This window comes from Halomonas sp. BC04 (assembly GCF_000568385.1).
In genome coordinates this window covers 1-14,173 of record NZ_AZQX01000100.1, presented here as the reverse complement: position 1 = coordinate 14,173, position 14,173 = coordinate 1, and the positions used below count along the sequence as shown (strand labels likewise).

Below are 14,173 nucleotides of genomic sequence, written 5' to 3'. Positions count from 1 at the left end.
CCGCAGGCCTGCGCCGGCCCGCTGCTGGCCGCCGAGCTCGACGCCTGGAAAAGGCCCTGGCCACACCGAAGCGCCCCATGGTTGCCATCGTCGGGGGCTCCAAGGTCTCCACCAAGCTCGACGTGCTCAACGCACTCTCCGAGAAGTGCGACCAGCTGATCGTCGGTGGTGGTATCGCCAACACCTTCATTGCGGCGGCCGGCTACAATGTCGGCAACTCGCTGCATGAAGCCGACCTGGTCGGCCAGGCCAAGGAACTGATGAGCCGGGTAGAGATCCCGCTGCCCACCGATGTGGTCGTCGCCACGGAGTTTTCCGAATCTGCCGAGGCCGTGGTCAAGCCGGTGGACCAGGTGGGCGACGACGAGATGATCCTCGATATCGGCCCCGACACCGCCGGGCGGCTGGCCGGGCTGCTCAAGGACGCCGGCACCATCCTGTGGAACGGCCCCGTCGGCGTGTTCGAGATCGACCAGTTCGGCCACGGCACCGAGGCGCTGTCGCGGGCCATCGCCGAGAGCAACGGCTTCTCCATTGCCGGTGGTGGCGACACCCTGGCTGCCATTGACAAGTACGGCATCGGCGAACGCGTCTCCTATATCTCCACCGGCGGCGGTGCCTTCCTCGAGTATGTGGAAGGCAAGACCCTGCCGGCGGTGAAGGCCCTGGAAGACGCCGCCAAACGCTGAGACGAATGCCCCACGGCACCCCTAATATCGGCGCAGCCACGGCTGCGCCGTCATTGCATCGACCGATCGCACAAAGAGGCAGATAACCACATGGCACTGATCAGCATGCGCCAGATGCTGGACCACGCCGCCGAATACGGCTACGGCGTTCCGGCTTTCAACGTGAACAACCTTGAGCAGATGCGGGCCATCATGGAAGCCGCCGACCGGACCGACTCCCCGGTCATCGTCCAGGCCTCCGCCGGCGCCCGCAAATATGCCGGAGCCCCCTTCCTGCGCCACCTGATCCTGGCCGCCGTCGAGGAGTTCCCGCATATTCCGGTGGTCATGCACCAGGACCACGGTACCAGCCCCGCGGTGTGCCAGCGCTCCATCCAACTGGGCTTCTCCTCGGTGATGATGGATGGCTCACTGGGCGAGGACGGCAAGACCCCCATGGACTACGACTACAATGTCGACGTCACCCGCCGTACTGTCGAGATGGCCCACGCCTGCGGCGTCTCGGTAGAAGGCGAGCTGGGCTGCCTGGGCAGCCTGGAAACCGGCATGGCCGGCGAGGAGGACGGCATCGGCGCAGAGGGCAAGCTGGACATGGACCAGCTGCTCACCGATCCCGAGGAGGCTGCCGAATTCGTCAAGGCGACCCACGTCGATGCCCTGGCCATTGCCATCGGCACCAGCCACGGCGCCTACAAGTTCACCAAGCCCCCCACCGGCGATACGCTGTCCATCCAGCGCATCAAGGAGATCCACGCCCGCATCCCCGACACTCACCTGGTGATGCACGGCTCCTCCTCGGTGCCCCAGGAATGGCTGGCGATCATCAATGAGTTCGGCGGCGAGATCCCCGAGACCTACGGCGTTCCCGTCGAGGAGATCGTCGAGGGTATCAAGCACGGCGTGCGCAAGGTCAACATCGACACCGACCTGCGCCTGGCCTCCACCGGCGCGGTGCGTCGCTTCCTGGCCCGGAACCCCTCCGAGTTCGATCCGCGCAAGTTCCTCAAGGAGACCGTGACGGCAATGCGCGACGTCTGCATAGCCCGCTACGAGGCCTTCGGCACCGCCGGCAATGCCAGCCGTATCAAGCCGGTCAACCTCGAGGAGATGTTCCTGCGCTATGAGCGCGGCGAGCTGGATCCCAAGGTGAAGTGAGAGCAACGGCGGGAAGGCTATCCGCCTTCCCGCAAGGCGCACACCGAAGCGAACCTCGGGACAGATACTGACCCTTCACACGGCAAGGTCGGCACGCCTGGGAAGGCAGGTGCAACATGAGTTATTGCACCGCAGCAATGAGGCGCCCACACTGCCCGCCCGAGCGGCCGCAGTCCGCTTCCGACTCCTGACGAAGAGGCGACCCCATGAAAAGCCCGATCCATCCCCCTATCCTGCCCCAGACTCCCGCTGCCATGATGGACGTCTGGCAGCTGGGGGTCATGGCATTCGAACTCTGGTCGACCTCGCTTTCCACCATCGCCCTGCGCAACAATCTATGGCAAACCCAGGCTCCCAACAGCGACCGGGTGGTCAAGGAGAACCAGCGCATGGTGAGCGAGAAGCTCGAGGCCAGCCTGGAAACCGGCTTCGAGATGCAGAAAGCCATGCTGGGCATGGCCTTCGGCCAGAGTACCCCCTGGTGGGTCACGGGCCGTCGCACCTTGATGCCCTATCATCGCCGCAGCAGTGCCAATTCACGCCGGCTTTCCAGAAGTTGAGGCCGGCCGGGCTCCCCGGCAGCAGTCTCACCCGAAGCAGACTCCCCCGGCCGAGCCGTAGGGGTCACTGCAGGTGTTTCGCCTGCTAAACTCTGCGGCTGTCCCTCTCGCCCGGAGCCGTCATGCCTGCCGCCGCCAAGTCGTTGCCCACGCCTCGCCACTGGATATCGCTCGTGGCCATGGTGGGCGTCACGCTTTTCCTTCTGGGAATGCCCGCGGCACCGGTGATCGTTCGCGCGGGGGCGGTGATCGGCCTCTGCATCGGGCTGTGGGCGACCGGCTGGCTGCCGCAGTGGCTGACGGCACTGGTATTCTTCACGCTCTGCACCCTTGCCGGTGTGGCTCCCGCGGAGACGGTTTTTGCCGGCTTCGGCTCGGCGGCAACCTGGCTTGTCTTCGCCGGCCTTATCATCGGCGCGGCGATCCAGTACACCGGGTTGGGCACGACGCTGGCCCAGGGCGTTGGCCCCTGGCTGGAAGGGTCCTATCGCCAGGCGCTGATCGGCGTGATTCTGCTGGGCCTGGCCATGGCGTTCTTCATGCCCTCGGGCATGGGCCGGATTCTGCTGATGGTTCCCATCCTCACCACCCTGGCCGACCATCTGGGCTATGGCATGGGGAGCGAGCCCGGACCGGCTGATACTCGGCGGCATCATGGGCACCTTCCTGCCCACCTATGCCATCCTGCCCGCCAATGTGCCCAACAACGTCTTGATGGGGGCCGCAGAAGCGGTGCTGGGCACGCCGCCCACCTACAGCGACTACCTGCTGCTTCATTTTCCGGTACTGGGCCTGCTCAAGACACTGCTGCTGATCGGGGTCATGCTGTGGCTCTTCCCGGGCCAGGCACCGGCGCAGGCCCGTGAGCCGACCCCATCCTTGCATCTTGCCGCACCCGAGCGCTGGCTGGCAGCGCTACTGTCAGTGGCAGTGTTGCTATGGATGACCGATGCCTGGCACGGCATATCGCCCGCCTGGATCGGCATGGGTGTGGCGTTGGTCTGCCTCTTCCCCGGTAGCCGGCTGCTGGCCGAGAAGCCGCTGCAATCGATCAGCTTCGACTCCTTCATCTATGTCGCCGGCATCGTCAGCCTCGGCGCCCTGGCCTACCAGAGCGGATTGGGCACTCTCGTGGCAGGTGGTCTGCTATCGGTTCTTCCCCTGCGCGAGGCCAGCGATGCGGCCGCCTTTGGCATGCTGTCAGCGCTCGCCATGTTGCTGGGCACCCTGGTCACACTGCCTGGCATTCCCGCCATCCTCACTCCCATGGCGCCGGGGCTCGCCGAGATCACCGGCTGGTCGCCGGAAGCGGTCTACATGACCCAGGTGGTGGGGTTCTCCACGGTGCTGCTGCCCTACCAGGCTCCGCCACTGATTGTCGGTATCCTGGCAGCACGCATCTCGCTACGGGAAACCGCCCGGCTCTGCCTGGTCACCGCCCTGCTCAGCGTATTGCTGCTGTGGCCGCTGGACTATCTCTGGTGGCAATGGCTCGGGTGGCTATAGCACCGTTTCCTGATCAACCGGGGTAGCCCTCACGACAAAACCGCCCCCGGCATAGCCGGGGGCGGGTGAGGCGGATGATGCTAACGCACCAACCTTGAGGAGACGTCACCGCCCGTCCCTGGGCAGTGACCGCCATCCCTGGCAGTATCAGGCCTTACCAATCCTGATCGTCTTCCTCATCCTCTTCCCACTCTTCCTCTTCATTCTCTTCTTCCCACTCGTCGGTGGTCTCGTCGTCCCACTCGTCATCCGAGTCGAAGTCCGCATCGGCACCAACGCCTGCACCGGCACCAGCTTCCGCGCCAGTCTCACCGGTACCCACGCCAACATCAGTATCAGCGCCCGCACCTGCTTCAGCACCCGTCTCGGGAGCGGTCTGCTCCGGCACGGTACCTTGCTCGTCCTCTTCGTCATGGAAGTCGGCGAATGCCAGCGGGCTGGCGGTCAGGCCAAACGTGATACCGACGATGCCGAGTTTCTTGAGAAATTCCTTGGACATCATGTTCGTACCTCCAATAGGTCAGAACTTGAGTTTCCTGTTGAAGCCGTCAGGCTTCGCTCGTCGTACCGGAAATCCGCTTACCAGACTGGTAGTGGGTGTCACCGGCTAGTCTTGCTTATCCAGGCTGTTGCAGAGAGCGGGCCAACACATGCCAAGTTTTCTAATAGTTCTTTTATTTCAACGAATTGTATAGAGACCATCTCTTTCTCTTTTCCGTCATGACGCCTTGGAAACGTGGTGTGTTCTGACACATGGGCCAGGTAGGCGCAGTGAATCGCCTGCCTGACACAGCAGACTAAACGTGAGTCGGAGACTTGAAGAATGGGCAGGGACGAGCAATACTATTTGGAAACAGCGTTCGTAAAGGTTCGTCGTTTAAATTTAACTTTTTGTGAAGCATGCCGATATCAAGAATATGGTGACTTTTCGACAAGCCTCTGACCACTTGAGGGATGTTCGGCCATGACTAGCCCCCTCTGCCTGCTGTTCGATTGTGATGGAACCTTGGTGGACAGCGAACCACTGCTGGCCGCCGAGATGGCCGTCAGCCTGACGCGGCTGGGTTTGCCGTTCCAGGCCAGCGACTATATCGGCGAATTCCGGGGCAGCCGCTTTCGCAATATCGTGACGGTGCTGGAAAGTCGCTACGGCAGCGTGGACCCGCTCCATCTCTCCGAGACAGAGACCGAGATGCGCAGCAACCTCAATCGGCGTCTCGCAACGGAGCTGGTGCCGATCACCGGCGCGACCGAGGCCTTGATGGCACTGGCCGATTTCCCATGCGGCGTGGTGTCCAACGGCCCGGAGAACAAGATAAGAACCTCCCTCAAGGCCATTGGCCTGGACGATCACTTCGGAAATAATCTCTTCAGCGGCTATACCGCCAACTGCTGGAAGCCCGACCCGCAGCTCTATCTGCACGCGGCCAACCGGATGGGTTTCGATGCCGAGGATTGCGTAGCCATCGACGACGCCATGGTCGGGGTCAAGGCCGCCCTGGACGCGGGGATGACGGTCATCCACCTGAACCGCTTCCCAGATGTGGAGGACACCCCCGAAGGGGCCATCATGATCAGCAGCATGTACCAGTTGCCCACCGTGATCGGCCATCTCGTCCACCACCGGACCCTGGACAACCGCCAGGCCGCCTATAGCCGCTGAGGCATGTCGGCAAACCATCTGTCCTCCCTTCGCCTGACTTGCAGCTGACCGCAGTAACCTGCGGCGATGCAGCCTGCGCCCCCAGGCGGTATCATCTGGCCATCTCTTTCGTACGAGGAGCTCCCATGGCCTCTTTGCGGGACCAGTTGCATGGCCTGGTCTACTCCACCGAACATGGCGATATCTGTCCGGACTGCCGCCAGCCGCTGGCCGACTGCCGCTGTGACGAGGCGGCGGAGCAGGCCCGCATCGAAGCGCTCGATGGCATCGTGCGTATTCGCCGGGAAACCAGCGGGCGCAAGGGCAAGGGCGTGACCACGGTGACCGGTATTCCACTACCCGATGCCGAACTGAAGGCCCTTGCCAAGCGTCTCAAGAAACGTTGTGGGACCGGTGGTGCCGTCAAGGAGGGCATCATCGAGATCCAGGGCGACCACCGCGAGGTACTCAAGGTCGAGCTTGAGCGAAGTGGTTATACGGTGAAGCTGGCCGGCGGCTAGGCTCTGACCGAAAATAAGCAAGGAGAATGGCATGCACGATACGACGACTGTTGCCGCACCACCGTGCGGCAAGCCGACACTGCGACTCGCACTGGGGTTGCTGGTCATGCTGATGCTGGCCGGTTGCGCGGGCACCCCGCAGTTCGCCGAGCTGCAGACTCGCGTGGTATCGCCCGAGCCGCTGACGCTGGGAGACGATGCCGAACTGAGCGTACGCCTCAGCGATGTCGATGGTACCCTGGCAGAAACCACGCTCACCCACCTGGACACGCCTCCCTGGGCGGTGACCCTGCGTCATGACAGCCAGGCTCTCGAGGATTCCCGCTCGCCTCAGCTAAGTGCCGAGCTGCGCCAGGGGGGCGAACTGACCCACGCCACCAGCGAGCCGGTACTGCTGAAAGACCGCACCCCGGACGAGCCCGTCACCCTGCCGCTTGCCCCACGCCAGTAAGGGTCGCCACCACGGTATCCAGCGTCTTGCCCACCGGGGCCTCGACCTTAAGTGAATAGAGCGCATCGGCCCGGGTGTGCCCCAGGTTGAGGCAGGCGATGGGCTTGTTGGCGCTGGCGGCCTGTCGCGCGAAGCGGTAACCCGAATAGACCATCAGCGACGAACCGACGACCAGCAGTGCGCTGGCCTCGTCGATCATTGCCCTGGCCCGCGCCACGCGATCGCCAGGCACGCTGTCTCCGAAGAAGACCACATCGGGCTTCCATACCCCCTGGCTACAGCGGCGGCACCCGGGCACCTGGAAGTCGGAGAAATCCCCCTCCAGGTCCGCATCCCCGTCTGGCCTTGCCGCCGCCCTCCTGTCCAGCCAGTGCGGGTTGCACTCGGCCAGCTCGGCGTGAAGGTCATGGCGCATGCGTAGCGCGCCGCATGCCATGCAGCGCACCTGCTCGGCTCGGCCATGCAGGTCGATGACCCGTCGCGAGCCCGCCTTCTGGTGCAGCCCATCCACATTCTGGGTGATCACTCCTGCCACCAGCCCCTCGGCTTCCAGTTGAGCCAGGGCCGTGTGGGCAATACCCGGGCGAGCCCGGTGCAGAGTGCGAAAGCCGACCAGAGCGCGCGCCCAGTAGCGCTGTCGCGCCGCATGGCTGCTCATGAACTGCTGGTGCTGCATGGGTGGTGCGCACTTCCAGGCACCGCTGGCATCGCGATAGTCGGGGATGCCGCTTTCGGTACTCACCCCGGCTCCGGTCAGCACCGCCAGCTTCGGATGGCGGGTCAGGAAGTCCACCAGGCGTCCAGAAGCCTCCACCGCCATTGGCACGTCGCTCATCGTCTCTCCGGAGTCTTTCCACCCGCCTGATGCAATCAACATGGCTCTTGTGGTGGAAGGTTGTCTAGAATGTCATGCTTACGTGACTATAACAGGCAAGGACGGACCCCCGATGGCCTGGCTGGAATACCTGCTTCCCCTGATCTTCCTGTTTCCCCTCGGGGCAATGGCGGTGATCGTGATCGCCCTGCGCAACCTGCACGACGCCCGGGTGCGCTCGCCGTTCAACGCCCGCCCCCTGCGGGAACCCGGCCAGGCCCTGCGCGACAGGCTCGACCGCGCCTTCGCCGCCCTGTTCCTGGATGGCGCCCTGGGGCCGATCGTCTCCCTGGCCCCACTGGTCTACGGCATGGGCCGCATGCTCTTCGCCAGCCGGCAGAACTGGCTGGAATGGGCCCTCTACGGCGCACTCAGCACCGTGCTGGTGCTGATCTACTGCTTCCTGCTGATCCGCGATTTCCAGCTGATCCGGCGCATCAAGCTGGGCCTGGCCTGCGAACTCGCCGTGGGCCAGGAGCTGGAACGCCTGATTCATCCCGAAGCTCACCCCTACTACGTCTTCCACGACGTGCCAACCGACACCGATACCATCGACCACGTCGCCGTCACCCCCCATGGGGTCTTCGTCGTCGAGACGCGCGCCCGCACGCGCCCTTTCACGGCAGACGGTCGAGAGATCAATGTGGTGACCGTGGAACCCCAGCGCCTTCGCTTCCCCGGCTGGAGCGAACAGCGCCCCCTGGCGAAGACCCTGGCCACCACCCGCTGGCTGGGCAAGTGGCTGGAAAAGCGCTGCGGAGCACCGGTGCCCATCATGGGCGTGCTGACGCTACCCGGCTGGGACATCATCTGTGCCGGTACGCCGGAAGGCCTGATGGTGGTTAGCGGCGAGTCGCTGGCGCAGCAGCTGGGCGAGAAGGAGCTGGGGCCGATCGATGACGACATGCACGACAAGGTGATTGCCGCGCTCATCGAGCGCGCCGCGGAGCTGGAAAAGAACATACCGCTGAATGCCCCCTCCATCTGAGGGGGTGTCTAAAATAGGACTGCACTAGTCTCCCCGCAGTCGACCGCCCATTTCCTGGGCCAGATCCACGGCATAGTGATCGGTCATGCCGCCGATGAAGTCGAGCATGCGCCGATAGCTGTCATACAGCGACCAGGAGGGGCGCGGCGTATTCTCGCCCACCAGCGCCAGCACCCGCTGGTGCTTGAAGCTCGACTCGCCGGTGTGGTGCAGCTCATGGGCCGCACCGATGAAGGCCTCCAGCAGGATGCCCAGCGTCGTGTAGGCGCCGATCTCCAGCTTGGCCTTGCGCTCGTTCTGGAAGATGCGCTCACGCGCCAGCTGCTTGGCCGCCGCCACCCCCCAGCCCAGGTCGGGATGGCAGAGCTCCAGCAGGTCGCTGGTCAGCGTGCCGTTCAGCAGCGCCGTTTCATGGTCGACGAAGACCGCCCCCACGTCATTGACCGCCCGCTCCATGGCCGCACCGCGCAGGGCGGCGATACGCCGCCGCTGGGAGACACCGCTGCGCTCCATGGCGGCATAGTCCGGCGGTGGGTCACCGGCGATCTGCAGCAGCACTTCGGCCACCTCGTCGAAGCGCAGGATACCCATTTCCAGGCCGTCCTCCAGGTCGAGCAGGGCATAGCAGATGTCGTCGGCGGCCTCTACCAGCCAGGCCAGCGGGTGACGACACCAGCGCCCTTCTCCCCGGGGCAACAGGCCCAGGCGGTCGGCCACTTCGGCCAGCAGCGCCTTCTCGCTCTGATAGCAGCCGAACTTCCCGGCGCCCCCCCCGTGCTCCACGGTCCAGGGGTACTTCAGCAGGGTCCCCAGCGTTGCGGTGGTCAGTCGCATGCCGCCGCGAAACTGGTTGTACTCGATCTGGGTGACTACCCGGAAGCCCTGGGCGTTGCCCTCGTAGGTGAGCAGGTCGGCTCGCTCGCGCTGGGACAATCCCTTGAGCAGCCCGCTGCCGTCGGCCTCGGCCCGCTTGAACCAGTCGCGGATGGCATACTCGCCGGCATGGCCGAAGGGCGGGTTGCCGATATCGTGCCCCAGGCATGCCGCCTGGACGATGACACCCATGTCGGCCGGGGTGATCCACTCGGGCAGCCGTTCCCGCAGCAGCTCGCCGACGATCATGCCCAGGGAGCGCCCCACACAGCCAACCTCCAGGGAGTGGGTCAGTCGGGTGTGGATATGGTCGTTGTCGGTGAGGGGGTGCACCTGGGTCTTGCGTCCCAGGCGACGAAAGGAGCCGGAGAAGACGATCCGGTCGTGATCCTTGTGGAAGGGGCTGCGGCCGATCTCGTCACGGCCGGCGCGACCGCCGTAAAGTCGCGACGGGTCGAGCAAGCGCTGCCAGTGCATCTGCGTCATGGGTTATCTCTCCTTGAGCCCCCATTCTGGCACCACAGCGGCGGTAAAGGCTACGTCCCGATGCCGCCCCTCACTCCCCGTTCGCCAGCGCCTGCAGCAGCGTCTTGAGCTTGCCCGCCCTTCAAGAGAGCGGGTGTTGCGCCCCGCCTCCTCAGTCCCCGTCCGCCAGCGCCGGCAACAGCGTCTTCAATTTTCGCGTCAGGGTGTTGCGCCCCCAGCCCAGCAGCTCGGCGGCCTCGCCCTTGCGCCCGCCGGTATGCTTCAACGCGGTCTCGATCAGAATCTTTTCGAAATCGGGAACCGCCTCTTCGAGCAGGTGGGTATGGCCGGCGGCCAGGGCCCGGTCGGCCCAATCGCGAAACGCGGCTCGCCAATCGCCATTGCCTCTCTCCGCCGCCTCCGGCTCGCGCAGCTCCGGCGGCAGGTCCTCGACCAGCACCTCACGGCCGGAAGCCATCACCGTCAGCCAGCGGCAGGTGTTCTCCAGCTGGCGCACGTTGCCGGGCCACGGCAGTCGGGTCAGGTGGGTCTCGGCGTCCTTGGTGAGCACCTTGACGTCGGTAGACAACTCCTTGGCCGCCTCGGCCAGGAAGTGCCGCGCCAGGCGCGGGATGTCCTCGCGTCGCTCGGCCAGCTTCGGCAGGTGCACGCGAATCACATTGAGCCGGTGAAACAGATCCTCGCGAAAGCGACCGTCCTCGACCAGGGTCTCGAGGTTCTGGTGGGTGGCGGCGATAATGCGTACGTCGACCTTCACCGGCGTATGGCCGCCGACCCGATAGAACTCACCATCGGCCAGCACCCGCAGCAGTCGCGTCTGGGTCTCGGCGGGCATGTCGCCGATCTCGTCGAGAAACAGGGTGCCGCCATCGGCCTGCTCGAACCGCCCCTGCCGCTGGGCAGTGGCACCGGTAAAGGCGCCCTTCTCGTGACCGAACAGCTCCGACTCGATCAGGTCGCGCGGTATCGCCGCCATGTTCAGCGCGATGAACGGCTTGCCTGCCCGCGGGCTGTGCTGATGCAAGGCACGGGCTACTCTCTCCTTGCCGGTGCCCGATTCGCCATTGATCAGCACCGTGATGTGGGAGTGCGACAGCCGGCCGATGGCGCGAAACACCTCCTGCATGGCCGGGGCCTCACCGATGATCTCGGCGTCCAGCCCCTCGGGAACGCTGACCGGCCGCTTTCGCTCCCGCGCATGGGCCACGGCACGACGCACCAGCGCCAGCGCCTCGTCGACGTCGAAGGGCTTCGGCAGGTATTCGAAGGCACCGCCCTGGTAGGAGGCGACGGCACTATCCAGGTCGGAATGCGCGGTCATCACGATGACCGGCAGGTCAGGATGCACATCCCGTATCCGTGACATCAGGTCCAGGCCGTCGATGCCAGGCATGCGGATATCGGTGACCAGTACATCCGGCGGGTCGTCCAGCAGTCGGCTGAGTGCCAGGTCGGCCCGTTCGATACATTCGACTTCGAGGTCGGGCTGGGCCAGGGCACGCTCCAGCACCCAGCGAATGGCACGATCGTCATCGACGACAGCGACACGTGCGACATCAGTCATGGCGCCTCTCCAGGGGAATAAGCAAGCGAAATTCGGTATGACCAGGGCTCGATTCGCATTCGATCAAACCCTGATGTTGATGCAGGATGCCCTGGGCAATGGACAACCCCAGCCCACTGCCTTCGGCTCGGCCCGATACCATGGGGTAGAAGAGCGTCTCCTGCAGGGTGTCGGGAATGCCGGGGCCGTTATCGATCAGGGCCACTTCGCAGACCAGGCGATGCCGCTCGGCACCCAGCGTGAACTGGCGTCGCGCCCGGGTTCTCATCAGCAGATGCGGCTGGTCAGTGCCGGCCTCGGCCATGGCCTCCACGGCGTTACGTGCCACGTTGAGCACGGCCTGGATCATCTGCGCCTCGTCACCCGGGAAGTCGGGCAGGCTGGGGTCATAGTCACGCTCTACCTGCACCCCGGGAGTTTCGGCAATTAACAGCGTACGCACCCGCTCGAGCACCTTGTGGATGTTGAGCGGCTCGTGGCGCGCCAGCTTGTTCGGACCCAGCATGCAGTCCACCAGGTCGCGCAGACGATCCACCTCCTCGATAATAATATGGGTGAACTCGGCAAGCGCGGGATCATCGAGGTCGCGCTCCAATAGCTGCGCGGCGCCGCGAATCCCTCCCAGCGGTTCTTCACCTCATGGGCCAGTCCACGGGAGAGCACCTTGATCGCCTCCTGTCGATTGAGCAGCGCCTCCTCCCGGGAGATCCGCAGCAGGCGATCGCGAGGCTCCATCTCGACCAGAAGCTCCTCTTCCGACAACGGCGTCACGGTATAGTCGATGGTGATGACCGTGCCGGTGACGAGCGAGAGCCTGACCTCCCGCTGGGTAAAAGGGTGGCCCTCATCCCGCGACTTGGCCAGTACCGCACTCATGCCGTCGTCCTCGGTAACCAGCGCCGACAAACGCATCCCTTTCACACGTCCCAGGCTGATCGCCAGCAGCGCTTCGGCGGCGGGATTCATCCAGCGCAGACGCAGGCTGCCATCCAACAGCAGCACCGCAGTGGTGAGGTGTTCCATCAGGCGTCGATGCATTGGCCTTCCCTTGGTGTGAACGTGCACCCGTTTCGCGCATCCGTCGAACTGCCGCGCAAGGCGGTGTTCCTGGACTACCCTCGCTAACCCTAGCTAAAGCAAGAACCGCGCCAACCCTGAAATGCGAGGCTTGGCGCCGTTTCAGGGCATGGTGGCGACCTGGCTGCGCACCATCATGGTGCATAGGAAAAGAATCTACCACCGGGGTGCGGGTAAACGCTCACCCATGGGGCACGAATGAAACAAAGTCGGGTGAGCCTGGGGCGCTTCTTGCCTCAGCCGGCTGGAGAGCGCTGAACATGGAGCGTTACCGGCTGAGTGCGATGACGAATGACCCCGCCGGCATCCAGTAGCTCGGCCTGGATCACATACTGGCCACGATCGAGGTCGGTGAGCATGAAGGCCGTGGTGTGCATCGCAGTCTGGCTCACCCGGCCGTCGACCAGCAGCCGGGCTCGGTGGTCGGGCCGCAACTCGGGTTCGATGGCGAGTTCGACCTGCACGTTCCCCACATGGCTGGCCGCCAGCTCGGCGCCGTGCGCCGGAGAAACGATACGAAAGACATCGTAGGGCATGAATGGCTGGCCCGGGGACTCGCTGACCCGTGGCGCCACGCCCTCCACCCGCGGCGGCTCCGCACTGCCCGTCAGGCCCCGGGACGGCACCACGGTTAGCGGCGTCAGCTCCACCGGCTCGCCGCCGCCATCCGGGTTATCGGTAAAAATAACGTTGCCCTGGGCGTCGACGGTGCGATAGATGGTCGTCGCCAGGGTCGACGAGGAGGCGACCAGCAGCCCAATCATTATCAAAAGCGCCTTCTTCATGCGGATCGGTCTCCTTCGTCGTCGCCCCCTACCGGCTGGACGTCACGGTGAGCTGGCTGTCATATCGAGCCATCGCCCAAGTGTACGACAAAAAGGGGCTCCGCCAAGACGGAGCCCCTTTCGTTACCGGGCACAGCAGCACCCGAGCCGATTCCCACTGCCCGGCCTTCCAGTGTGGCCAGGCGAAGCGGCGTCTCTCAGCAGCTGTAGTACATATCGAACTCGACCGGGTGCGTGCTCATGCGAATACGCTCCACGTCTTCCATCTTCAGTTCGATATAGGCGTCGATCATGTCGTCGGTGAAGACGCCACCCTCGGTAAGGAAGGCACGATCGGCATCCAGCGCCTCCAGCGCCTGGTCCAGGCTGTTGGCCACGGTCGGAACCTTCTTGCCCTCTTCCGGCGGCAGGTCGTACAGGTTCTTGTCCATGGCATCGCCGGGGTGAATCTTGTTCTTGATGCCGTCGATACCGGCCATCAGCATCGCCGCGAAGCACAGGTAGGGGTTGGCGGTCGGATCCGGGAAGCGAAGCTCGACGCGCTTGCCCTTGGGGCTGGCGGTATAGGGAATACGGATGGAAGCGGAGCGGTTACGGGCACTGTAGGCCAGCATGACCGGTGCCTCGAAGCCCGGCACCAGGCGCTTGTAGGAGTTGGTCGAAGCGTTGGTGAAGGCGTTCAGGGCGCGAGCGTGCTTGATGACCCCGCCGATGTAGTAGAGCGCCATCTCGGACAGCCCGGCGTACTGGTCACCGGCGAACTGGTTGACGCCATCCTTCCAGAAGGACTGGTGCACGTGCATGCCGGAACCGTTGTCGCCGACCAGCGGCTTGGGCATGAAGGTGGCGGTCTTGCCATAGGCGTGCGCCACATTGTGCACGACGTACTTCATCTCCTGAAGCTCATCGGCCTTCTTCACCAGGGTGTTGAACTTGACGCCGATCTCGTTCTGGCCGGCGTTGGCCACCTCGTGGTGATGCACTTCGACGGTCTGGCCGATC

At 64.4% G+C, this 14,173-nt stretch carries 13 protein-coding genes and 3 pseudogenes; 9 read left to right on the top strand and 7 right to left on the bottom strand.

Annotated features, from left to right (window positions below; all coding sequences use genetic code 11):
* From pgk to Q427_RS07370, 5 genes and pseudogenes are all read left to right on the top strand, one after another.
* Positions 1–689: pseudogene (gene pgk, locus Q427_RS07385) on the top strand (phosphoglycerate kinase); the annotation flags it as partial.
* Positions 690–779: 90 nt separating this feature from the next.
* Positions 780–1,844, top strand: coding sequence for a class II fructose-bisphosphate aldolase (gene fba / locus Q427_RS07380; protein ID WP_043512473.1), 1,065 nt, complete (start codon positions 780–782; stop codon positions 1,842–1,844).
* A 206-nt stretch (positions 1,845–2,050) separates the two neighbouring features.
* Positions 2,051–2,404, top strand: a complete 354-nt coding sequence (locus tag Q427_RS07375) for a hypothetical protein (RefSeq protein ID WP_043512472.1) — start codon at positions 2,051–2,053, stop codon at positions 2,402–2,404.
* A 122-nt stretch (positions 2,405–2,526) separates the two neighbouring features.
* Positions 2,527–2,952 (top strand): annotated as a pseudogene (locus Q427_RS35170) (anion permease); the annotation flags it as partial.
* Between the two features lie 106 nt (positions 2,953–3,058).
* The gene (locus tag Q427_RS07370; RefSeq protein ID WP_269321204.1) at positions 3,059–3,910 is read left to right on the top strand and encodes an SLC13 family permease; all 852 of its coding nucleotides are present in this window, start codon (positions 3,059–3,061) and stop codon (positions 3,908–3,910) included.
* Positions 3,911–4,064: 154 nt separating this feature from the next.
* Here the strand turns inward: Q427_RS07370 and Q427_RS07365 are convergent, their stop codons facing one another.
* Positions 4,065–4,412, bottom strand: coding sequence for a hypothetical protein (locus tag Q427_RS07365; RefSeq protein ID WP_051496206.1), 348 nt, complete (start codon positions 4,410–4,412; stop codon positions 4,065–4,067).
* A gap of 462 nt (positions 4,413–4,874) precedes the next feature.
* Between Q427_RS07365 and Q427_RS07360 the strand changes: the two genes are divergently transcribed.
* The 3 genes from Q427_RS07360 (at position 4,875) to Q427_RS07350 (ending at position 6,524) form a co-directional block, all read left to right on the top strand.
* Positions 4,875–5,573, top strand: coding sequence for an HAD family hydrolase (locus tag Q427_RS07360; protein WP_043512470.1), 699 nt, complete (start codon positions 4,875–4,877; stop codon positions 5,571–5,573).
* A gap of 125 nt (positions 5,574–5,698) precedes the next feature.
* Positions 5,699–6,073 (top strand): translation initiation factor Sui1, encoded by a 375-nt coding sequence (locus tag Q427_RS07355; protein WP_043512469.1) that lies wholly within the window; start codon positions 5,699–5,701, stop codon positions 6,071–6,073.
* A gap of 31 nt (positions 6,074–6,104) precedes the next feature.
* Positions 6,105–6,524 carry a YbaY family lipoprotein gene (locus tag Q427_RS07350; protein WP_043512467.1) on the top strand — a complete coding sequence of 140 codons (420 nt, stop codon included), beginning with the start codon at positions 6,105–6,107 and terminating at the stop codon, positions 6,522–6,524.
* Here the strand turns inward: Q427_RS07350 and Q427_RS07345 are convergent.
* Positions 6,496–7,359 (bottom strand): NAD-dependent protein deacetylase, encoded by an 864-nt coding sequence (locus Q427_RS07345; protein ID WP_043512463.1) that lies wholly within the window; start codon positions 7,357–7,359, stop codon positions 6,496–6,498. The genes Q427_RS07350 and Q427_RS07345 overlap by 29 nt on opposite strands.
* 112 nt (positions 7,360–7,471) lie before the next feature.
* Between Q427_RS07345 and Q427_RS07340 the strand changes: the two genes are divergently transcribed.
* On the top strand, positions 7,472–8,386 hold the full coding sequence (locus Q427_RS07340) for a nuclease-related domain-containing protein (RefSeq protein ID WP_043512460.1): 915 nt from the start codon (positions 7,472–7,474) through the stop codon (positions 8,384–8,386).
* Between the two features lie 24 nt (positions 8,387–8,410).
* Here the strand turns inward: Q427_RS07340 and Q427_RS07335 are convergent, their stop codons facing one another.
* From Q427_RS07335 to glnA, 5 genes and pseudogenes are all read right to left on the bottom strand, one after another.
* A complete protein-coding gene (locus Q427_RS07335) occupies positions 8,411–9,745 on the bottom strand; it encodes a deoxyguanosinetriphosphate triphosphohydrolase (RefSeq protein WP_043512457.1) in 1,335 nt (444 codons plus the stop codon).
* A 151-nt stretch (positions 9,746–9,896) separates the two neighbouring features.
* Positions 9,897–11,309: a nitrogen regulation protein NR(I) gene (ntrC, locus tag Q427_RS07330; protein WP_043512454.1), complete on the bottom strand. Its 1,413-nt coding sequence runs from the start codon at positions 11,307–11,309 to the stop codon at positions 9,897–9,899.
* Positions 11,302–12,347 (bottom strand): annotated as a pseudogene (glnL, locus tag Q427_RS07325) (nitrogen regulation protein NR(II)). Before glnL ends, ntrC begins: the two are co-directional and overlap by 8 nt.
* A gap of 275 nt (positions 12,348–12,622) precedes the next feature.
* Positions 12,623–13,171 (bottom strand): DUF4124 domain-containing protein, encoded by a 549-nt coding sequence (locus Q427_RS07320; RefSeq protein ID WP_043512452.1) that lies wholly within the window; start codon positions 13,169–13,171, stop codon positions 12,623–12,625.
* A gap of 197 nt (positions 13,172–13,368) precedes the next feature.
* On the bottom strand, positions 13,369–14,173 hold an 805-nt coding region (gene glnA / locus Q427_RS07315; protein WP_043512450.1), incomplete at its 5' end, for a type I glutamate--ammonia ligase.